The 20,747-nt window shown below is 64.6% G+C and carries 21 protein-coding genes; 8 read left to right on the forward strand and 13 right to left on the reverse strand.

Features of this window, described 5'->3' with window-relative positions; translation table 11 throughout:
• Positions 1-5 precede the first annotated feature (5 nt).
• Genes QA635_RS37895 through cysG form a run of 5 tightly spaced genes read right to left on the reverse strand, consistent with a single transcriptional unit; the run spans position 6 to position 4,681 of the window.
• A complete protein-coding gene (locus tag QA635_RS37895) occupies positions 6-734 on the reverse strand; it encodes a phosphoadenylyl-sulfate reductase (RefSeq protein ID WP_038386135.1) in 729 nt (242 codons plus the stop codon).
• Entirely contained in the window at positions 731-1,246 is a 516-nt protein-coding gene (locus QA635_RS37900) for a DUF934 domain-containing protein (RefSeq protein WP_028334723.1), read from the reverse strand. Before QA635_RS37900 ends, QA635_RS37895 begins: the two co-directional genes overlap by 4 nt.
• On the reverse strand, positions 1,233-2,888 hold the full coding sequence (locus tag QA635_RS37905; protein ID WP_283064954.1) for a nitrite/sulfite reductase: 1,656 nt from the start codon (positions 2,886-2,888) through the stop codon (positions 1,233-1,235). Before QA635_RS37905 ends, QA635_RS37900 begins: the two co-directional genes overlap by 14 nt.
• Positions 2,889-2,915: 27 nt before the next feature.
• A complete protein-coding gene (locus QA635_RS37910) occupies positions 2,916-3,233 on the reverse strand; it encodes a DUF2849 domain-containing protein (protein WP_092086536.1) in 318 nt (105 codons plus the stop codon).
• Positions 3,230-4,681: a siroheme synthase CysG gene (cysG, locus tag QA635_RS37915; protein WP_283064956.1), complete on the reverse strand. Its 1,452-nt coding sequence runs from the start codon at positions 4,679-4,681 to the stop codon at positions 3,230-3,232. The genes QA635_RS37910 and cysG overlap by 4 nt, the downstream gene beginning before the upstream one ends.
• Before the next feature lie 247 nt (positions 4,682-4,928).
• Between cysG and cysD the strand changes: the two genes are divergently transcribed.
• Complete coding sequence (gene cysD, locus QA635_RS37920; protein WP_092086542.1) at positions 4,929-5,723, forward strand: sulfate adenylyltransferase subunit CysD; 795 nt, start codon at positions 4,929-4,931, stop codon at positions 5,721-5,723.
• A gap of 41 nt (positions 5,724-5,764) precedes the next feature.
• Positions 5,765-7,684, forward strand: coding sequence for an adenylyl-sulfate kinase (gene cysC, locus QA635_RS37925; protein WP_283064959.1), 1,920 nt, complete (start codon positions 5,765-5,767; stop codon positions 7,682-7,684).
• A gap of 131 nt (positions 7,685-7,815) precedes the next feature.
• On the opposite strand, the gene QA635_RS37930 is transcribed toward cysC, so the two are convergent.
• Positions 7,816-8,814, reverse strand: a complete 999-nt coding sequence (locus tag QA635_RS37930) for an AraC family transcriptional regulator (protein WP_341850409.1) — start codon at positions 8,812-8,814, stop codon at positions 7,816-7,818.
• Positions 8,815-8,893: 79 nt separating this feature from the next.
• On the opposite strand from QA635_RS37930, the gene QA635_RS37935 reads away from it, so the two are divergent.
• A complete protein-coding gene (locus QA635_RS37935) occupies positions 8,894-10,141 on the forward strand; it encodes an MFS transporter (RefSeq protein WP_283064961.1) in 1,248 nt (415 codons plus the stop codon).
• 206 nt (positions 10,142-10,347) lie between these two features.
• Positions 10,348-12,510 (forward strand): malate synthase G, encoded by a 2,163-nt coding sequence (locus QA635_RS37940; RefSeq protein ID WP_283064963.1) that lies wholly within the window; start codon positions 10,348-10,350, stop codon positions 12,508-12,510.
• A 499-nt stretch (positions 12,511-13,009) separates the two neighbouring features.
• Here the strand turns inward: QA635_RS37940 and QA635_RS41930 are convergent, their stop codons facing one another.
• Positions 13,010-13,399, reverse strand: a complete 390-nt coding sequence (locus tag QA635_RS41930; RefSeq protein ID WP_425249100.1) for a DUF1127 domain-containing protein — start codon at positions 13,397-13,399, stop codon at positions 13,010-13,012.
• Between the two features lie 87 nt (positions 13,400-13,486).
• Between QA635_RS41930 and QA635_RS37945 the strand changes: the two genes are divergently transcribed.
• Positions 13,487-15,067 carry a winged helix-turn-helix domain-containing tetratricopeptide repeat protein gene (locus QA635_RS37945; RefSeq protein ID WP_283064964.1) on the forward strand — a complete coding sequence of 527 codons (1,581 nt, stop codon included), beginning with the start codon at positions 13,487-13,489 and terminating at the stop codon, positions 15,065-15,067.
• Positions 15,068-15,216: 149 nt separating this feature from the next.
• Here QA635_RS37945 and QA635_RS37950 read toward each other — a convergent pair whose 3' ends face one another.
• The 3 genes from QA635_RS37950 to QA635_RS37960 form a co-directional block, all read right to left on the reverse strand.
• Positions 15,217-15,372: a Thivi_2564 family membrane protein gene (locus tag QA635_RS37950; RefSeq protein WP_085970696.1), complete on the reverse strand. Its 156-nt coding sequence runs from the start codon at positions 15,370-15,372 to the stop codon at positions 15,217-15,219.
• Between the two features lie 112 nt (positions 15,373-15,484).
• Entirely contained in the window at positions 15,485-16,114 is a 630-nt protein-coding gene (locus QA635_RS37955) for a DUF2865 domain-containing protein (protein WP_225645131.1), read from the reverse strand.
• A 27-nt stretch (positions 16,115-16,141) separates the two neighbouring features.
• Positions 16,142-16,954, reverse strand: a complete 813-nt coding sequence (locus QA635_RS37960; RefSeq protein WP_283064967.1) for a L,D-transpeptidase — start codon at positions 16,952-16,954, stop codon at positions 16,142-16,144.
• 227 nt (positions 16,955-17,181) lie between these two features.
• On the opposite strand from QA635_RS37960, the gene QA635_RS37965 reads away from it, so the two are divergent.
• The 3 genes from QA635_RS37965 (at position 17,182) to QA635_RS37975 (ending at position 19,386) form a co-directional block, all read left to right on the forward strand.
• Positions 17,182-18,294 (forward strand): AI-2E family transporter, encoded by a 1,113-nt coding sequence (locus tag QA635_RS37965; protein ID WP_283064968.1) that lies wholly within the window; start codon positions 17,182-17,184, stop codon positions 18,292-18,294.
• 113 nt (positions 18,295-18,407) lie between these two features.
• A complete protein-coding gene (locus QA635_RS37970; protein WP_016842979.1) occupies positions 18,408-18,779 on the forward strand; it encodes an ElaB/YgaM/YqjD family protein in 372 nt (123 codons plus the stop codon).
• Positions 18,780-18,945: 166 nt separating this feature from the next.
• Positions 18,946-19,386, forward strand: a complete 441-nt coding sequence (locus QA635_RS37975; protein WP_283064970.1) for a hypothetical protein — start codon at positions 18,946-18,948, stop codon at positions 19,384-19,386.
• 107 nt (positions 19,387-19,493) lie between these two features.
• Here QA635_RS37975 and QA635_RS37980 read toward each other — a convergent pair whose 3' ends face one another.
• The 3 genes from QA635_RS37980 to QA635_RS37990 form a co-directional block, all read right to left on the reverse strand.
• Positions 19,494-19,886: a hypothetical protein gene (locus QA635_RS37980; protein WP_283064971.1), complete on the reverse strand. Its 393-nt coding sequence runs from the start codon at positions 19,884-19,886 to the stop codon at positions 19,494-19,496.
• A 349-nt stretch (positions 19,887-20,235) separates the two neighbouring features.
• Positions 20,236-20,409, reverse strand: a complete 174-nt coding sequence (locus tag QA635_RS37985; protein WP_283064972.1) for a hypothetical protein — start codon at positions 20,407-20,409, stop codon at positions 20,236-20,238.
• A gap of 135 nt (positions 20,410-20,544) precedes the next feature.
• The gene (locus QA635_RS37990; protein ID WP_283064973.1) at positions 20,545-20,727 is read right to left on the reverse strand and encodes a hypothetical protein; all 183 of its coding nucleotides are present in this window, start codon (positions 20,725-20,727) and stop codon (positions 20,545-20,547) included.
• Positions 20,728-20,747 lie beyond the last annotated feature (20 nt).

Raw genomic sequence — 20,747 nt, forward strand, 5'->3', positions numbered from 1 at the left:
ATGCCCTATGACATCTTCATCGTATGGATGCCGCATTCCGTCTTGGCCCGGCCGCGCCAGCGGCCGTCGCGCGCATCCTCGCCGGCAGCGGACCGGCTGCTGCAAGGCATACACCCGACCGACTGATATCCCGATGCGACAAGTGGATGCGGCGGCAGCTTGCCGAGCGTGTAGATCGCCTCGATCTCCTCGCGCGAGACGTTGGCGAACGGATTGAATTTCAGCCTGACGCCGTCATCCTCGACAACCGGGATGTCGGCGCGGGCACCGCCCTGGAAACGCTTGCGGCCGTTGATCCAGCCGGCGAACGGTTTCAGCGCGCGCGCCAAGGGCTCGACCTTGCGGATGCGACAGCAGGCGTCGGGATCGGTGAACCACAGCTCGCGGTCCGGATCCTGGCGCGACAGCGCTTCCTCATCGGGCTTGATCGAGCGCACGTCGGTGAGGCCGAGCGTCTTGATCAGCGTGTCACGATAAGCCAACGTCTCCTCGAACAGCCAGCCGGTATCGAGAAACACCACCGGAATCGCCGGATCGACGTCCGCCATCACCTTGAGCAGCGCAGCGGATTCGGTGCCGAACGACGACACCAGCGCCACCTTCTCGCGGCCGAGCGTCTTGACCGCGGCCGCGATCACCTCGGCGGGTGAGGCCGTGCGCAGCGCGCGATCGAGCGCATCGGCCGCGGGCAATGCGGCCGGCGCCACTGCGAGCTCTGGTGCAAGCGTGCTCACTGGCCGGCGCTCTCCGAGTGACGCAGCTGCATGCGGCGGTTGAGCGCCGTGACGCGGCCGTCGCCGGTCGGCTGGTAGAACACCGAATAGCGCTTCATGGTCGCGGCAAACGCATCGGCGTCGGCGTCCTTCTTCACCTCGAAGGCGTCGAAGCCGGCGCGCGTCATGAACACGAACTGGTCGCGCAGGATCTGCCCGGTGGCGCGCAGCTCGCCGTCATAGCCGTAACGCTCGCGCAGCAGGCGCGCCTGGCTGTAGGCGCGACCGTCGCGGAAGGTCGGAAACACCAGCGCGACCGAGGCCAGCCGATCGAGATGCGGCACGAGATCGTCGAGGTTGCGGTTGTTCGGCCAGATCACGCCGGTCTTGCCGGGACGGCGCAGCAGCGCCTCCGGATCGGCGAGAAAGCGCTCGGCGCTCACCAGCACCGCGCCGTCGCCCGGCAGCTCGGCGCCGTCGGCGACATGCACGAACAGATCGGTCGTGATTCTTCCCTGCTTAACGAGTGGCATAGACCCGCTCCCTGATAGGCTCGACGCCCAGACGCTTCACCGTATCGACGAACAATTCCTCGGGACGGTCGCGCAGCGCGAGATAGGCTTCGACAATGTCTTCGATCACATCGGCGACTTCCGCATAGGGAACGGCCGGGCCGATCAGCGTGCCCAACTGCGCGTTCTCGTCGGCGCGGCCGCCGATCGTGATCTGGTAGAATTCCTCGCCGTTCTTCTCGACGCCGAGAATGCCGATGTGGCCGACATGGTGATGGCCGCAGGCATTGATGCAGCCGGAGATGTTGATGTGCAGCCGCCCGATCAGATCGGCGGTGTCGTGGTTGGCGAAACGGCACGTCAGCTCCTGCGCGATCGGGATCGAGCGCGCATTGGCCAGCGAGCAGTAGTCCAGCCCCGGGCACGCGATGATGTCGGTGACGAGGTTGACGTTCGGCGTCGTGAGACCGAGGCGATCGAGCGCCTTGAACAGCTGCGGCAGGTCGCGCTTGGCGACGTGCGGCAGCGCCAGGTTCTGCTCGTGGCCGACACGGATCTCGCCGAACGAGTATTTGTCGGCGAGGTCGGCGACCGCGTCCATCTGCTCGGCGGTGGCGTCGCCCGGAGGGCCACCGACCGGCTTCAGCGACAGCGTCACGATCGAATAGCCCTGCACCTTGTGCGGCGCGACCGAGTTCTTGCGCCAGCGCTCGAACAGCGGATCATGCGCGGCCTGCTTCAGCTCGTCCGGCATGTGCGGCAGCTTCTCGTAAGGCGGATAGGAGAAGCGCGAGCGGACCTCCTCGATGGCGGCGTGATCGAGCGTCAGCCCGACATCGCCCATCGCCTTCCACTCCTCCTCGACTTCCTTGGCGAACTTCTCGATGCCGAGCTCGTGCACCAGGATCTTGATGCGCGCCTTGTAGATGTTGTCGCGGCGGCCGTACTGGTTGTAGACGCGCAGGATCGCCTCGACATAGCTCAGGATGTCGCGGCCGTGGACGAACGGCTTGATGGTCTTGGCGATGAACGGCGTGCGGCCGAGGCCGCCGCCGACCAGCACTTCGAAACCGGTCTCGCCGTCGGCGTTCTTGTGCAGCCGCAGCCCGATGTCGTGGATCTTGATCGCGGCGCGATCGTGCTCGGAAGCGGTGATCGCGATCTTGAACTTGCGCGGCAGGAACGAGAATTCCGGATGCAGCGTGGTGTGCTGGCGCAGGATCTCCGACCAGATGCGCGGATCCTCGATCTCGCCGGGCGCCACCCCTGCCCACTGGTCCGAGGTGACGTTGCGCATGTTGTTGCCGGAGGTCTGCATCGCGTGGATGCCGACTTCGGCGAGATCGGCCAGTGCATCGGGCAGCTCGGCGAGCTTGATCCAGTTGAACTGGATGTTCTGCCGCGTGGTGAAGTGGCCGTAGCCGCGGTCGTAGCGGCGCGCCACATGGGCGAGCCGGCGCAGCTGCTTCGACGACAGCGTGCCATAGGGGATCGCGACGCGGAACATGTAGGCGTGCAGCTGCAAATACACGCCGTTCTGCAAGCGCAGGATCTTGAATTCGTCCTCGGTGAGCTCGCCGGAAAGGCGGCGCTTCACCTGGTCGCGGAATTCCGAAACACGCTCGTTGATCAGCGTGCGGTCGAGTTCGTCATATGCATACATGATGGATGAGCCTTACGCCGGCGCGCCTTACGCGGGGACCTGGAGATCGATCGTGACGCCCTTGGCGCGGATGTGTTCGCGAAGATTGCCCGGCTTGAGCTTGCCGCCGTCCTTGAGCTCGACCGGCGCGATGTAGGGGCCGACCGCGCCGACATCGTCGGCGGCGGCTTCGGCCAAAAGCGCGCGCGCGTCGTCGGAGGTGCTGACGACAGCGGAATCGGACAGTTCGGTGGACCAGCCTTGCTTGGCGGTCCGGTACACCACGGCACCATCCCAGGTGCGGTTGGCGGTCACCACCGAGGGGCCCGTGATCCTGATTTTCTTCTGTTCAAGCGGAGAGGTCATTCGGCAGCTTTCAGCAGTTCGGAGAACATCTGGTTGGAGAAGAGTTGGGTGACGTTGGACCGGCTCCACGGCGCGGAATGCGCGACCACATCGCCGATGATGAGAATGGCCGGACCGCCATCGACCTGTTTGACCAGTTCGGGCAGCCGCGCCAGCGTGCCGACCGCGGCCTTGGCATCCGGCCGCGTCACGCGCGCGAACACGCCGACCGGCGTCTCCGGCGAGCGGCCCGCGGCAAGCATGCCTTCGCGGATCGAGGGCGCCGCGGTCATGCCCATATAGACGACGACGGTCATCTTCTTGTCCGTCAGCACCGACCAGTCGACGACCTCGGCATCGCGCGCCTTGTGCGCGGTGAGGAAGGTGATGCGCAGCGCCTCGTGCCTGAAGGTCAGCGGCACTTCGAATTGCGCGGCCGCGCCCAGACCGGCGGAGACGCCCGGAATGATGGAGTAAGCGACGCCGGCGTCGCGCAGCGCCTCGATTTCCTCGCCGCCGCGGCCAAAGATAAAGGGATCTCCGCCCTTCAGCCGCACCGCGCGCTGGCCGGACTGCGCGGCCTCGATCATCAATGCATTGATGGCGTCCTGGCCGATGCCGGGCTTGCCGACACGGCGGCCGACCGGGATCCGCGTCGCATCGCGCCGGATGCGGTCGAGAATTTCGGACGACACCAATTCGTCATAGAACACGACGTCGGCATCCTGCAGCGCGCGCAACGCCTTCACCGTGAGCAGATCCGGATCGCCGGGACCGGCGCCGACCAGCGTCACATGACCGATGGCTTTGCCTTCCGCGCTCGCGCCGGCGAATGCGGCGGGATCGCTGATCGCGTTCAGCGCCTGCTCGGCCTCGTCCTTGCGGCCGGCCAGCACCAGCGCGCCGATCGGGCCGTCGACGATGCGCTCCCAGAAGCGGCGGCGCAGCGGAAACTCCTCGATGCGGGCGTGGATCGATTTGCGGACGCCGCCGATGAAGCCGGCGAGATCGCCGATCCGCGCCGGCAGCACCGCCTCGATCTTCTCGCGGATGCGGCGCGCCACCACCGGCGACGTGCCGCCGGTGCCGACCGCGACCACGACATCGCCGCGATCGACGATCGCCGGCATGATGAAGGTGGAGTGCACGAGGTCGTCCATCACGTTGACCGGCAGGCCGATCGCTTTGGCGCGCACCGACATCGCAACACCGATCTCGCCTGCGCCGGCACAGAGGACGGCGATGACATCGGAAAGATCGGCGGTGAGCGGATCGCCTTCGGCGCGCTCGATCCGCGCGGCGTCCTCCGCCGCAAGACCGGCAATGTCATGATCACCGTCGGTCGCGTACCAGCGCACCGCGGCGCCGGCGGCTGCGAGCAGCCGCAACTTGGCGCGCACGAGGTCGCCCGCTCCAACGAGCAGCACCTTGCCGCTTTGCAGATCCAGAAACACCGGCAGATATCGCATCAGACACTCGCTTCCCCAACTTGGGGGTTGACTGAAATTATTTTCTATTTATCTCTCGATCAAGGCCAGCAAAGAGAAAATTATTTCTTCTCTATTGCAGCGCAACTTTAGAATTTTCAACTCCACAGGCCAAGGCCAAGAGATGCATCTTCTCGACAACGAATCCGTCGCCGCCAGGACGCGGTCCGCAGCGCTTAGCAATGCATCTTCCGTGCCGGGGATTCCCGCCGATCAGGCGCCTCCGTCGATGGATCATCTCGACGAGCTGGAGGCGCAGAGCATCTACATTCTGCGCGAAGCGTTCGCCCGGCTGAAAAAGCTCGCGTTGCTGTGGTCGCTCGGCAAGGATTCCAACGTGATGATCTGGCTGGCGCGCAAGGCGTTCTTCGGCCGCGTCCCGTTCCCGGCATTGCACGTCGACACCGGCAAGAAATTTCCGGAGATGTACGCGTTCCGCGACCGCTTCGGTAAGGAATGGGACCTCGACCTGCGCGTCGAGCCCTGCCCGCCGATCGACAGTGTCGACCCGACCCTGCCGCCGGCCGCACGTTCCGCCGCGCGCAAGACCGAGGGGCTGAAGCTCGCGCTCAACAAGTTCGGCTTTGACGGATTGATTGCCGGCATCCGCCGCGACGAGGAGGCCACCCGCGCCAAGGAGCGCGTGTTCTCGCCGCGCGGCCTCGAGGGCGAATGGGATGTCCGCGACCAGCCGCCGGAGTTCTGGGACCAGTTCAACGCCTCGCCGCCGCAAGGCGCGCATTTGCGCATCCATCCGATCCTGCATTGGACCGAGGCCGACATCTGGGCCTACACCAAGCGCGAAGGCATTCCGATCATCCCGCTCTATCTCGCCAAGGACGGCAAGCGCTACCGCTCGCTGGGTGATGCCGACATCACCTTCCCGGTCGCCTCCACTGCGTCCAACATCGACGAGATCCTCACCGAGCTCGACGGCACCAAGATCCCGGAGCGCGCCGGCCGCGCGCTTGACCACGAGACCGAGGATGCGTTCGAGCGGCTGCGCGTCGCCGGCTATCTCTGACCAACACTCAAAGCAACACCAAGCTTCGTGCGAGCGTTCCGATGAACATGATCCTTCCCACTGCCTCGATCTCGGCAACGCCCAACGGGACGACGCGGCCGCAGGTGCGCATCGTCATCGTCGGCCATGTCGATCACGGCAAGTCGACGCTGGTCGGGCGCCTGCTGCATGAGACCGGCAGCCTGCCCGACGGCAAGCTGGAAATGCTGAAGGCGGTGAGCGCGCGGCGCGGCATGCCGTTCGAGTGGTCGTTCCTGCTCGATGCGCTGCAGACCGAGCGCGACCAGGGCATCACCATCGACACCACCCAGATCCGCTTCCGCACCCGCTCGCGCGACGTCGTGCTGATCGACGCGCCTGGCCACGCAGAGTTCTTGCGCAACATGATCACCGGCGCCTCGCAGGCCGACGGTGCGGTGCTGATCATCGATGCGCTGGAAGGCGTGCGCGACCAGACCAGGCGGCACGGCTATCTCCTGCATCTGCTCGGCGTGAAGCAGGTCGCGGTCGTGGTCAACAAGATGGACCGCGTCGAGTTCAGCGCCGACCGCTTCAAGGAGATCAGCGACGAGATTTCCGCGCATCTGATCGGCCTCGGCGTAACGCCCACGGCGGTGATCCCGATCTCGGCGCGCGACGGCGATGGCGTTGCCGAGCGCACGGCGCGGATCGACTGGTACAAGGGACCGACCGTGGTCGAGGCGCTCGATGCGCTCGAGCCGGCACGCCCGCTGGCCGAGCTGCCGCTGCGGTTGCCGGTGCAGGCGATCTACAAGTTCGACGACCGCCGCATCGTGGCGGGCCGCATCGAGTCCGGCAGCCTGAAGGCCGGCGACGAGATCGTGATCATGCCGACCGGCAAGATCGCGCGGATCAAGACCGTCGAGAGCTGGCCGGTGACGCCGGTGAACGCCCCACAGGGCGCCGGCCGCTCGGTCGGCATCACGCTCGACCGCGAGTTGTTCCTCGAGCGCGGCGACATCATCGGACATTCCGGGCAGAGCCCGCGCGATACCCGCCGCATCCGCGCCCGGATCTTCTGGCTGCATGACAAGCCGCTGACCAAGGGCGAGCAGATCCTGATCCGGCTCGGCACCAAGGAAAGCCGCGCCACCGTGGTCGCGATCGAGAAGGCGATCGATCCCGGCGCGCTGTCCAACGAAGAGAACACCGCGATCGCGCGCAACCATGTCGGCGAGATCGACATCTCGCTGGCGCAGCCGGTTGCAACCGATCCCTACACCGACAATCCGCGCACCGGCCGCCTCGTGATCGAGGTCAACGGCCGTATCGCCGGCGGCGGTCTTGTGCTGTCGGTCGACGCCGGCCGGCCGGCGGTGCCGGTCGACATCGTGCCGGTGGAGTCCGCGCTGCGGCCGGACGAGCGCTCGGCGCGCTACCACCACAACGGCGCGGTGATCTGGCTGACCGGCCTGCCCGGCTCGGGCAAGTCGACCCTGGCGCGGGCGCTGGAACGGCGCCTGTTCGGCAATGGCGGCTCGCCGATCCTGCTCGATGGCGACACGCTGCGTGCCGGGCTGAACGGCGATCTCGGCTTCTCGCCGCAGGACCGCGCCGAAAACATCCGCCGCCTCGCCGAAGTCGCGACCCACCTGGCGCGCAACGGCCATATCGCCATCGTCGCCGCGGTGTCGCCATCGACCTCCGACCGTGCGGCAGCTCGCCGCATCGCCGACAGCGCGTTCCGCGAGATCTATGTCGCGACGCCGGCCGAGGTCTGCGAGACCCGCGATCCCAAGGGCCATTACGCCAAGGCGCGCTCCGGCGGATTGCCGTCTTTCACCGGCATCACCAATGACTACCAGCCGCCGACCGGCAACGAACTGACCATCGACACCTCAAACCGCTCGGTCAGCGATGCCACCGACGAGATCGAGCGGATGCTGGCCACGACCGGCATCCTGTTCGACGAACTGACCGACCTCGCGGCGAATATTTAGCTTCTCTTGCTGTCATCGCCCGGCTTGTTGTCCGGTCGATCCAGTATTCCAGAGACAGCAATTATCGAGCCGATAGGCCGCGGCGTACCGGATGCCCCGCTTGCAGCGGGGCATGACGGCGGTGTTGAGGCCTATTCCGCCGCGCGGCTTTCGGCCCCGTGCCGTACCATCCCCGGCGATTGCCCGGTGACACGCTTGAACGCGCGGCTGAACGCCGCCTGTGATGCATAGCCAAGCCGCTGCGCGATCACATCGATCGGCTGGCGTTCATGCTTGATCCACTGTGTCGCGAGACGCATGCGCAGCTCGGCAAGATAGCGCCGCGGCGATTGCCCGGTCATGGCCTGGAAGCGCTCGGCGAACAGCGAACGCGAGCAACCCGCCTCCGCCGCCAATTCAGCAACAGTCCAGTTGCGGCCGGGCGCGCGATGCAGCGCGCCGATCGCGCGGCCGAGACGCGGATCACGCAAGGCCTCGAACCAGCCCATGGCGTTGTCGCCGCCGCATTCGACCCAGCCACGCACGATCGACGCGGCGAGCACATCGGCGAGCCGCGCCATCACGCCGACGGAGCCGGCCCGCGGCGTGCAGGTCTCCCGCTCCATGGCCTTCAGCATCGGTTCGATTTCCGGCTGGCGCGCAAGCAACGTGTCGGCCCGCATCACCTCCGGCATCAGCGCGATCAGCGGGCGCATGCCGCCAAGATCGAAATTCATGCAGGCGCTGAAGACCAGGACCGACTCGTCCTGCGGGCATCCTTCAGGGCAGGCCGATGTCACATCGACATTGCCGCACAGCGTCTCGGTCTTGAAACGCTCGACATCGCAACTCGGCTCATCCGGGGCCGAGACAAGATCATGCGCGCCGCCGCGCGGCAGGAAAATCGCGTCACCGCATCCAAGGGGAAGCAGCGTCGCATCGGCATAGCGCAAAAGTGCCGTGCCATGCGCAACGAAGTGGAATTGCGCGCGTCCGTACGGCGTTTCGAACCGAAACCCGAAGGGCGCCCGCGTCTCGACCCGACGGTAGTGAACGCCCTCAAGCCGCATGCCGAGCAGCAACTCGCTCACCAGATCGACGGCGGCGTCGGTCGTATCGGCGGTGGACGATCTGGACGAATGATCAAACATTGGAGCGTTGATGGCATAGATCGTCCAAAACCTCCAGCCTATGTCTGCGGCGGTGCAACATAGATGGAAGGTTCGGCCAATGGATCAAGAAGTGGACCCCGCTCTGGCGCACGCCGATGCCGTTGCGCTGATGCCGGGCGACGCCGCGCTCAAGGTTGGTGACAAGCCGGCCTCACCGGAAAGGCCCGCTTGGGGCGCCGTCGCGGCCATGATGCTGGGCGTCACCGCACTTCTGACGGCCGAGTTCCTGCCGTCCGGTCTGTTGACGCCGATGGCGCGCGATCTCGGTGTGAGTCCGGGCCTCGCCGGTCAGGCCGTGACCGCGACCTCGCTGGCCGGGCTGGTCGGAGCATTGTTCACGCCGACACTGACGCGCAGGTTCAATCGAAAGCCGGTGCTGCTCAGCTTTTCGATTCTCCTGGTGATCTCCAATCTGCTGGTGGCGCCGGCGCCGAGCATCACGTTCCTGCTGGCCGCGCGGATCGTGCTCGGCCTTGCCATTGGCGGGTTTTGGGCGATGGCGGCAGCGACGACGATCAGGCTGGTACCACCGTCGCTGGTAGCCCGGGCCTTGTCGATCGTGATGAGCGGCATTCCCGCCGCGATGATCATTGCCGTTCCGCTCGGCAGCTATCTCGGCGAGGTGGCGAGCTGGCGCTCCGTGTTCCTGCTCGCGACGGCATTGGGCGCAGCGGTATTCGTCATCCAGGCACTCGCTCTGCCGCGTTTGGCCCCAAGGGGAGAAGCCGGGCTCGACACCCTGATCGACATCCTGACACGGCGGGGGATCGGCGCCGGCATCCTGGCGGCAACGTTGGTCTTCACCGGACACTTCGGCTATTTCGGCTATATCCGTCCATTCCTTGAGAGCGTGACCGGGCTGGGCGCCGCCGGAGTTGCGGCGACCTTGCTTGCCTTCGGCGTCGCCAACTACCTCGGCTCGTTCGCGAGCGGGCTGATGGCCGAGCGCAAACTCAAGCTCACGCTGATCGCGATGCCGCTGGCGATCAGCGTGATCGGTCTGTTGCTCTCGGTCTTTGGCAACGACGTCATTCCGGCTCTGGTGCTGGTCGCACTCTGGGGCTTCGCCTTCAGCGGCGTACCGGTCGCGACCACGACATGGATCACCCGCATGGTGCCCGACGAGACCGAGAGCGGGACCGGACTGACTGTGGCCTCGATCTTCCTCGGCATCACCATGGGCGCGGCCGGCGGCGGGCTGGTGCTTGATCTGATGGGCGCAGCCGCTGTGTTCGTAGCGGGCGCAATTCCCCTGGTGCTCGCTGCATTGCTGATCGCCAGCAAGGTACGCACCAGGGCGCCCTGACGGGTCTCTCCGGGAGCGGACCCCTGGCGTTTGGAAAATTCAGGGTGGCCGCCCGCGTGACGGTGCAGCGTGGGCCGGAAAGGGGGCCTTCTCAGAGCCGGGACTTTAGGGCTAAAAGGGCCGTGAACGCGGCCCTTTGGCGCGTTTTTTGCTGATTTCTCTCGAAAACAGCTCCTAAACGCCCCATTTCTTTGAGAAAGCCCATCATGACTCGTGTCGATGCCCATGGATTGAAGATCGCCCCTGTCCTGTTCGATTTCATCGCCAAGGAGGCGACGCCGAAAACCGGGATCGCCCCGGATGCGTTCTGGGCCGGACTTGCCGCCATCATCCAGAAGCTCGGACCGAAGAACCGCGAGTTGCTCGCGGTCCGCGACACGCTGCAGGCCAAGATCGACGACTGGCATCGCGCCAACAAGGGCAAGGCGTTCGACATCAACACCTACACCGCGTTCCTCAAGGACATCGGCTACCTGCTGCCCGAGCCCGCGACCCACAAGGTCGAAACCGCCAATGTCGATGAAGAAATCGGCAAGATCTGCGGCCCGCAGCTGGTGGTGCCGCTCACCAACGCCCGCTACGCGCTGAACGCCGCCAACGCGCGCTGGGGTTCGCTGTACGACGCGTTCTACGGCACCGACGCGATCCCGCACGATCCGAGCGAAGCTGGCCGTGGCTACAACAAGGCCCGCGGCGACAAGGTGATCGCGAAGGCGAAGGCCTTCCTCGACGCCGCCGTGCCGCTCGCGACCGGAAGCCACACCGACGTCACCTCCTACGCCGTGATCGCGGGCCAGCTCTCGGTCAAGCTGAAGAGCGGCAACTCGACCGCGCTGAAGAACCCCGCCCAGTTCGCCGGCTATCAGGGCGACGCCGCCCAGCCTTCCGCGATCCTGCTCGTCAACAACGGCATGCATGTCGAGGTCAAGATCGACCGCAACAACGTGATCGGCAAGGATGACCCGGCCGGCGTCGCCGACATGATCCTGGAATCGGCGGTCTCCACCATTCTCGACATGGAGGACTCGGTCGCCGCCGTCGACGCCGAGGACAAGGTGCTGGTCTATCGCAACACGCTCGGCCTGATGAACGGCACGCTGTCGGCCGATTTCGAGAAGGGCGGCAAGACGCTGACCCGCTCGCTCAATGCCGACCGCGTCTACAAGAAGCCCGACGGCAGCGAGTTGAAGCTGCACGGCCGCAGCCTGCTGCTGATGCGCAATGTCGGTCACCACATGTTCACCGACGCCGTGCTCGACGCCAAGGGCGAAGAGATTCCGGAAGGCATCCTGGATGCCGCGGTCGCCGGCCTGCTCGCGATCCACGACCTCACGGGCAATTCCAAGGTCAGGAACAGCCGCACCGGCTCGGCCTATATCGTCAAGCCGAAGATGCACGGCCCCGACGAGGTGACGCTGACCTGCGACCTGTTCGCCGAGGTTGAGAAGATGCTCGGCCTGCCGGAGAACACGCTGAAGGTCGGCATCATGGACGAGGAGCGCCGCACCACGGTCAACCTCAAGGCCTGCATCCAGCGCGCCTCCAAGCGCATCATGTTCATCAACACCGGCTTCCTCGACCGTACCGGCGACGAGATCCACACCTCGATGGAAGCGGGTCCGATGATCCGCAAGAACGACATGAAGGCCCAGCCGTGGATCAAGGCCTATGAGGACTGGAACGTCGACAACGGCCTGATCGACGGCCTGCCCGGCCATGCCCAGATCGGCAAGGGCATGTGGGCCGCCCCCGACAAGATGGCCGACATGCTGGCGCAGAAGATCGGCCACCCGCAGGCCGGTGCCACCACCGCCTGGGTGCCGTCGCCGACCGCGGCCACGCTGCACGCGCTGCACTATCACCAGGTCAACGTGATCGCCCGGCAGCAGGAACTCGCCAAGGGCGGGCCGCGCGCAAAGCTCTCCGACATCCTCACCATCCCGGTGTCGCAGTCGAACTGGGCGCCCGACGACGTGAAGCAGGAGATCGACAACAACTGCCAGGGCATCCTCGGCTACGTCGTACGCTGGATCGATCAGGGCGTCGGCTGCTCCAAGGTGCCCGACATCCACGATGTCGGCCTGATGGAGGACCGCGCCACGCTGCGCATCTCGAGCCAGCACCTCGCGAACTGGCTGCATCAGGGCGTCATCACAAGGGACCAGGTGATGGAGTCGCTGAAGCGCATGGCTGTCGTCGTCGACAAGCAGAACGCCGGCGATTCGCTCTACAAGCCGATGGCGCCCGCGTTCGATGGCGTTGCCTTCAAGGCCGCCTGCGACCTGATCTTCGAGGGCCGCACGCAGCCGAACGGCTATACCGAATACATCCTCACCGCGCGCCGCCGCGAGGCCAAGGCCGCGGGCTGATCCAATAGCCCGACGACAAGCAAAAGCCCCGGCGATCAGCCGGGGCTTTTTTGTGGGCGCCGCGAGTGAAGCCGGAATAGCCGGATGCGATCGCCCGCCGTCGCAAGGGCGCACTGCCAAAATATCGAAAACAACCCCATGCAAAGGTGCCGGCGGCGGCAACTTGACTCGTCGGGCAAATCAGCTCTACATTTCCATTATCCCGAAATCGTGCAGACGCCCTCGCCGTGTCATCACCCGCTCATGCATGCGCGGGTGACGACACCGAGAAGCTGTTTGACAACTTGAATCACGACCACCGTCATTGTCGTCCCTGCTCCCGTGCGCAATTGCGCACTAGGGCGTGTACCCATAAATCGGGTCGTCGAACGAAGTCCGTATTCCCGTCAGAAGCGGACAAAAGAGGCGCGCTTGGTCATGCCGGCCTTTTTCAACGGAATCGGCCAGAAGCAGCCATAACGGCTTGCGTAGCAGGCCGCGATGGTTTCCGCGCATTGCACTAGCGAGGTTTGGTGCGTGTTTCTGAGAGGTGCTTGTCCCAATGTGGGTGGATTTGGCCGTCCACTGTTGGCAGCCATTGGACCCATTCGGCTCGTATGCCTCGCGGGTCGATATCTCTGTTCGATACGACGTAGTCAATCTCGCCTCGCGTCGTGCCAATATCCATCAGCTCGCGGTCCGTCAGGCGGCATAATTCCGTTTGCAGCCTCCGGCGTTTGCGCCACTCCTGAAATGCCTTCCAATATGCTTCGAGCGGACTATAGACCGGCCGGTCGGTAGTTGCTCTGTGCTGCAACTTGGTGATCTCTTGGACTGTGCTCATTGCCGTGTGTCCTGTCGACTTTTCACAGGACGAACATGCTGTACGACGAGCCACCGCGCCTGACATCCGGCTTACATTTTCCTTACCAGCGGCTTATTCTTTGCGTTCGAGGGCGTTAAAGCCCGAAAATCGAAGGCCCTAAGGGATCGTCAGATGCGCTATTTCTTCGAGGAGTACGCATTCGATACTGACCGTCGCGAGCTACATCGCGGAACCATCCCTGTTTCCATCACGCCGCAGGTCTTCGATCTACTAGACTATTTGATCCGGCACAGGGAGCGCGTCGTCAGCAAGGACGAAGTCATAAGCGCGGTTTGGAACGGACGCATAGTCTCAGATGCCGCGTTGACGACCCGCTTGAATGCCGCTCGCGCCGCAATCGGTGACGATGGTGACAAGCAGTGCCTAATCAAAACGTTGCCGCGCAAAGGCTTTCGCTTCGTTGGCGTAGTGCACGAAGGGCAGAGGCCCGAAACTGCGTCGGCAAGTTCGGCGGCGCAGAACGACGGCACGGCACAAAGGTCGCTTTCACCGCCTCGTCTCTCCATCGTTGTGTTGCCCTTCGCCAACCTCAGCGGCGACCCAGAGCACGACTATTTCGTCGATGGTGTGACGGAAAGCCTCACTACGGACTTGTCGCGGATCAGCGGCTCATTGGTGATCGGGCGACACACCGCATTCACCTACAAGGGCAAAGCGGCTGACCTCAAGCAAATCGGTCGCGAGTTGAACATCCGGTATGTGCTAGAAGGCTCCGTACAGCGCCACGAAAGCCGACTTCGCGTCAACGTGCAGCTGGTAGACGCTGAAACCGGCACGCATTTATGGGCGGACCGCTTTGACAAACCCGTCACCCATCTGTTCGATATGCAGGACGAGATCATATCTAGGCTAGCTAACTCCTTAGACGCGCAGCTCGTCGCAGCCGAGGCAGTGAGAGCACAACGTTCGGCGCATCCCAATTCAATGGAGTTGTACTTCCAGGGCAGAGCTAAGCTCAATATGGGGTTGACTCCCGAATATATCTTGCAGGCGCGCCACTTTTTCGAGCGCGCTCTGACGCTTGATCCCGGCAATATCGAAGCGCGTCTGGGCTTAGCGCATGTTGATGGCATTGTTGGTGCCGGCTACATGACCGACAATCGGATAAAGTACCTTACCATAGCGGAAGTGGCCGTTATGCATGTCCTGACCCTCGCGCCGAACCACGCCTTGGCTCACTTACATTTGGGAACAGCAAAAATTTTCACGAACCGCGTGTCCGAGGGCATTGACGAACTACAACACGCTTTGGCATTGGACCGAAATCTGGCCCATGCGCACGGGTTAATCGGTCAAGCCAAGATTTTCCTCGGTCGCGGCGGGGACACTGAGGCGCATGTCTTAGAGGCACTCCGCCTGTCTCCCCGCGACATTCATGCCTTCATGTGGATGCAGTATGTCGGTTTCGCTAAGTTGCAACTTAGTGCCGATAGGGAAGCCGTCTGTTGGCTCCGCAGGAGCATCGACGCCAACCGAAATTATCCGTTTGCGCATCTTGGGCTCGCCGCTGCCCTAGCACTGCTTGGAGCACTCGATGACGCGCGGGCCGCTGCGCAAGCGGGGCTCGCGCTTCAACCTAATTTCAGCATCCGCCGCTTCCGCGCCAACCCGTCGACCGATAATCCAGCTTACCTCGCCAAACGTGAGCGCATTTATGAGGGCATGCGATTGGCAGGAGTACCGGAGGGGTAATGTCGCAGATGGGTCATAAGGCGACATCCCTGACGTTCAGGCCGAGTGTCTGCTTCGCTCCTGCAAGCGGGCGTCCCAGTTTATGAGTACGCGCACTAGGCAGGGACGACGATGAGGATGGTTGCGCTTCGCTGCTCGCAATGACGGATCTAAAACACCGCCAAATACTTCAGCAGCGAGATGATGCCGATGATGATGACGACGGCGCGCGCGATCTGCTTGGCGCGGCCGTCGAGCGGCAGCATGTTGATCAGATAAAGAACGAGAATAACGACAAGGAAGGTGACGAGTACGCCGACGAGCATGCGGAGCCCCCTGATGGCATCGGTGAATGTGCCGTTCGCCCTTTGCTAACGTGCAGGAGGCAGGCCGGTTCCGCGCCAGGAACCGAAAGCGGCCGCCGCGGTGTGATCGACGCTACTCGCGCGCCACCACTGCCGGCCGGCCATATTTGGCGCGGATGCGATCCGGCGCCGGCGTGAAGTTGAGCTGCGCGCCACGCCGGTCCGGACGGCTCACCGACATCAGCCCGTCCTTGCCGGCAACGATGTCGCCCTTGCGCAAGGTCGGATCGTCCTCGATTTTCACCGCGGCGAGGCCGACAGAGTCCTTGCCGTTGCAGGTGCAGCCCGAGACCAGCTCGTCGCGATAGCGGAACGCGTTCGGCAGCTCGGAATACGGCTTGCCGTCTTCCGTCGCGGCGTTGTCGATGTTGCCGCCATAGACCACTTCGGTCGCGCTCGCCGGACAGAAGCTGTTGCAGCTCTCCGCCTTGCTCTGGTTGCCGGTCGCAGCCAGCGGGAAATAGCGGCCGTCGCAGGTCCGCACGCAATAGGCCTGGCCGACGTCATAGCGTGGACGGCGCTCGACCCGCGGCATCATAGGCGGGCCATCGTCGAACGGCATCCGAATCATCGGCGGGCGGCCCTGCATCAAGCCGCCGAACAGTTGCGAGAAGAAATCCTGGGCTTGCGCCGCAGGCGCAAGGGACAGGCCAAGCACTGCCGCGGTCCCGAACGCCCACCGCCTGGAGTATCGCGTCACCATCACCGGCCCTCAGTACAACATCGATCGTCAGTACAACGAGGAAGCCGGCGGGATGTTCATTGCTTGACGGCCGGACGGCAGCGTCGTCACCGCAGGCCGCGGTTGTGCCGGGCGGACCGAGATCTGGGTCGTGGTCGGGCCGAGCGCACGCGCGGCGAGGTGCGGCGCGGTCTTCGGCAGCACCACGACCCTGGTGCCGACATCGACCCGGCTGAACAGGTCGGAAACGTCTTCATTGGTCAGGCGGATGCAACCAGACGACACGAACTTGCCGATCGTCGAGGGATCGTTGGTGCCGTGGATGCGGTATTCGCTGGAGCCGAGATACATCGCGCGCGCACCGAGCGGGTTGCCCGGGCCGCCGGCCATGAAGCGCGGCAGATAGGGCTGGCGCCTGATCATCTCGGCCGGCGGATGCCAGTCCGGCCATTCGGCCTTGCGGCTGATGGTCTGTGTGCCGGCCCAGGTGAACCCCTCGCGGCCGACGCCGACGCCGTAGCGGATCGCCCGGCCGCCGCCAAGCACGTAATACAGCGCGGTGTTGCCGGTATCGATGATGATGGTGCCGGGCGCCTCAGTCGTATTGAGCGCGACGGTGGTCCGGCGCAGCCGCTCCGGCAGCGCGCCGTCCTCGCCGGCCCCACTCGAGGGGTCGTTCATCACCTCGTCGGCGGGAAATGCGCCCGGCTGCGTCGGCGCATAGCCGAGCGCGGAAGAACGGACCTGGGCGCTGGCCGACGTGGCGACAACAAACGGCGTCGCAAACAGGACGCTGGCGAGGGCAAGGGTGCGCGCGGCGCGCGACGCAAGCCGGCGGCTGGAAACAGACTGCTGTGTCATGTGCTGCCCCTGGACGGGATGCGCATCGTGGTGATGCGATGCCGGGCCAACGCGCATGGTCGCGAGTCGGTTCCGCCGCGAATCGTCGCGAAGCCGCGATTGTCAACCCGTCACGTCTCACGAACGCGCGACGGAACTTTCCGGGGAGCGGCCCGTTGTCATCGCGCCATTCGACGCGCGGGGCGACCACGCGGCGGGTTTGTTCGTCCTCACGCGGGAGGAGTTCGGTGCGCGCCTTTCCAAGTGAAGACCTGCTTGGCAAAGCGCCCGAAGGCACGCCAGTCCCCGACAGCAAGATCGAACTGCCGCCGGTTGTCAGCCGCGCCGAGGCCGTCGCTTTCGCATTGATGGCCCTGCTGGTTATCGTCATTGTCGCGGTGCTCTATTTCGCACGCGCCTTCTTCCTCCCGATCACCATGGCCTTCATCGTCGGCACCATGCTGTCGCCGGCGGCGAGCATGCTCGAACGCTATCGGATTCCGCGCGCGCTCGGCGCGGTCGTCATCGTGATCGCGGTCGGCGCCGCCGTCAGCTTCATAGTCGGGCTGATTGCCTCGCCGGTGATGGAGTGGAGTTCGCGGCTACCCGAGCTCGGCGCGATCCTGAAGGAGAAGCTGCACGTGTTCGACCGGCCGCTCGCGCTGTGGCAGGAATTGCAGACCATGGTCGGCGGCTCCGATACGCTGGCCACGCTCCAGCTGCCGAAATTCGAATGGGTGCAGCCGACGCTGGAATTCCTGTCGCCGACCTTCGCCGAATTCCTGCTGTTCATCGCGACGCTGATCCTGTTCATCGCAAGCTGGAAGGATCTGCGCCGCGCACTGGTGATGGCATTCAGCGAACGCACGGCGCGGCTGCGTACGCTGCGCATCCTCAACGAGGTCGAGACCCATCTCGGCAATTATCTCCTGACGGTGACCATGATCAATGTCGGCGTCGGCATCGTCACCGGCGCGATCTGCGCGGCAACGGGCATGCCAAATCCGGCTGGGCTCGGTGCGCTCGCCGCGACGCTGAACTTCGTTCCGATCATCGGGCCGATCGCGATGTTCGTCGTGCTGGTCGCGGTCGGCATCATCGCCTCGCCGACCATCGGCGCCGGGCTGATCGCGCCGGCCTGCTTTACCGTCGTGACCTTCCTGGAAGGACATTTCGTCACGCCGACGATCGTCGGTCGCAGGCTGTCGCTGAACGCGCTGGCAGTCTTCCTGGCGCTGGCGTTCTGGACTTGGCTGTGGGGCCCGATGGGCGCCTTCCTGTCGTCGCCGCTCCTGATCGTGGCGCTGATCGTCAAGGAGCATTTGATGCCGGTCAATTCGCCGCAGCTGCCGGAGGAGTAGCAAGGCGTTCTCGAGCGAAGCCGGCACCGTTTGAAAGCCCGGTTTCACGGCTGGAACCATGCACCGCGCGGCGCGTTTTTGTTCCAGCACGCAAGTTCTCCGGGAGCTTTTCGATGTCGAGCACGGACAGCGCATTTGGGATCAAGAACATGACGGACAAAGCGACCTACGAACGCCTTGAAAAGGATGTCACCGCCGTGAAGAACGATATCGCCGCCCTCACCGAACAGATCACCGACGCGCTGAACTCGTTTGCCAACAACGCGGGCAAGCAGGCCCGCCGCCGCTACAAGGATGCGCGCGCCAGTGCGGAAGATACACTCGACGACATGTCGGAGCGCGGCAGCGCGATGATGGGCGCGGCGCAGGATGCCGCATCCTCGATCGAGGAATCGCTGGAAGATATGATCACCCAGCGGCCGCTGGCGACGGTCGGCCTTGCGCTGGGTCTCGGCTTCCTGATCGGCGTCACCTGGCGCCGCTAGGCAAATTGCGGTCTCCGGGGGATGAGCCCCATGGTGGCGATCACGCGGAAACCACCCCTCTGGATGCGATGGCGGCGCTGGCGCGCCGCCGCCGCGTTTGTCGACGCGCTCTTCAGGGCAAGGCTCGAGGCAAGATTCAGGGCAAGATTCAGGGCAGGGCTGGTCGATGCTTCAGCGGCTGATCAATGACGTCAAGGATTCCACCGGCAACGCGCTGCGGCTGACGTCGCTGGCCGCGGCCGCCGCGATCGCGCTGTTCATCACCATCGGCTTTCTGTGCGCGGCCGCCTTCGTCTACGTGCTGCAGCACTACGGGCCGGTGGAAGCGTGCCTCGCCGGCGCCGCGCTGTTCCTTGTCGTCACGCTGATCGCCGCCAGCGTCTACATCGTGCGCAAGCGCGAGATGCGCCGCCGCGCCGAGAAGGCGGCAAAGGCCGCCGCGGCCAATGTGTTCGCCGATCCGGTGGTGGTCGCCACCGGCCTGCAGATCGTGCGGGCCATCGGCGTGAAGCGCCTGATCCCGCTCCTGGCGGTCGGCGGCCTCGCACTCGGCCTGATGGCAGGCCGCAGCGCTGCCAGCAGCAGCGAGGCGGAGGAGGAGGAATAGCCTGCATTGCCCGGTAAGGTGCAAACCGCAACCAACGATGTCATCGCCCGGTCAAGTGTTCAGCCCGGGCGATGACGCCGTCGATATTGGACGACTGTGCGCCCTTCTCAGGTCACGCAGCGGCCGGGCTGCAGCAGCTTGGCCACTTCGGTCAGCACGCTGACCACGGGCTCGCAGGCCACCTTGCGGGTGTCGCCGGGCCGTGCCCGAGCCGGCACTGTGGGGCGATGGCGCGCCTCTTCCTTGGCCACGGGGACGCGGACCAGCACCGACGTATCGGGAAGCCGCTCGACCTTCAGCGCAACGGTCCGGCTCGGCAGGCCGGTGACTGGAACCGTGGCACGGTCGGTCTTGGCGGCGCGATTGACGGCGCTCTCCGGCGCCAGTGCGGTGGTGACCTGCTGGCGGCCGATGAGATCGTGGCCAGATGCCAGCTGGACGGCGCCAAGCGTCAGCCCAGCCGCCAGCGCAGCGAAAATTCCCATCTGAATCTTTGACATGGTGATGTCCCTCGCCCCATGGAAATTCGCTCGACGATCCCTTGGCGATCCCGGACACAACGCGAACGAAACCCGCGGGGTTCTCGCGTCCGGCCATCACTTAACCGTGTACGAAAATATTTTCGCTTGTGCGGAACGACTCAGGGGGTCTGCGAGTCTTTGGAAGAGCCGGTTATTCCCCCTGCCCCATTGACCGGCGACGTAGGGCGCGACCGTGGTGATGCCGGTCGCGCCCTGCTCTTTTTCTGGTGTGCCGCAAACGATGCGTCAGCCGGCCTGTCGCTCACCGGTCGCAACCGAAAACCTGAAACCAAAGCCGGTCCTCCCACTCGCGAGAGGAGCGTCCGCGTCAGGCATTGTCGTTCGATGGCATGTCCTGGGACCGAACAACCGTCACTTCACGGCATGACGGGCAACGACCGACGTGAAACTTGATTCCGGTTGTCTGGTCGTCGACGAGCATCAATTCGCTCAAGGGCTCACCGCATTTGCAGGTGACCGTTTTCTGATCGGTAAAGTACATCTGACGTCCTCCATAAGCCTGGAGATTTCTCGTCTTCGGGGCGAGCTTGTTTGTGCCGTGCTCGCCCCCTCGCTTCCGCTCCTTCTCGTTCGGTCAGATCCGGGCCATCCGGATGATTGGTGTGGCTCCAAGCGCTTATTTCGAAGCAGATTTCGCCTTGCGTGACTGCGCGGCTTCGCGCGCCTGCCGCTCGGCCTTGAGGCGCTGGAAGTTGTCGTAGAACGCCTTCTCGCTGGCGCGATGCTCCTTCATCGCCTGCGATGCGTCTTGCTGACGCTGCGCATCACGGTCCTTGCGCTGCTGGGGAGTAAGATTCATGCGACCTCCGACTAAGCTCT

It is taken from the genome of Bradyrhizobium brasilense (assembly GCF_029714345.1).
GTDB classification, from domain to species: domain Bacteria; phylum Pseudomonadota; class Alphaproteobacteria; order Rhizobiales; family Xanthobacteraceae; genus Bradyrhizobium; species Bradyrhizobium australafricanum.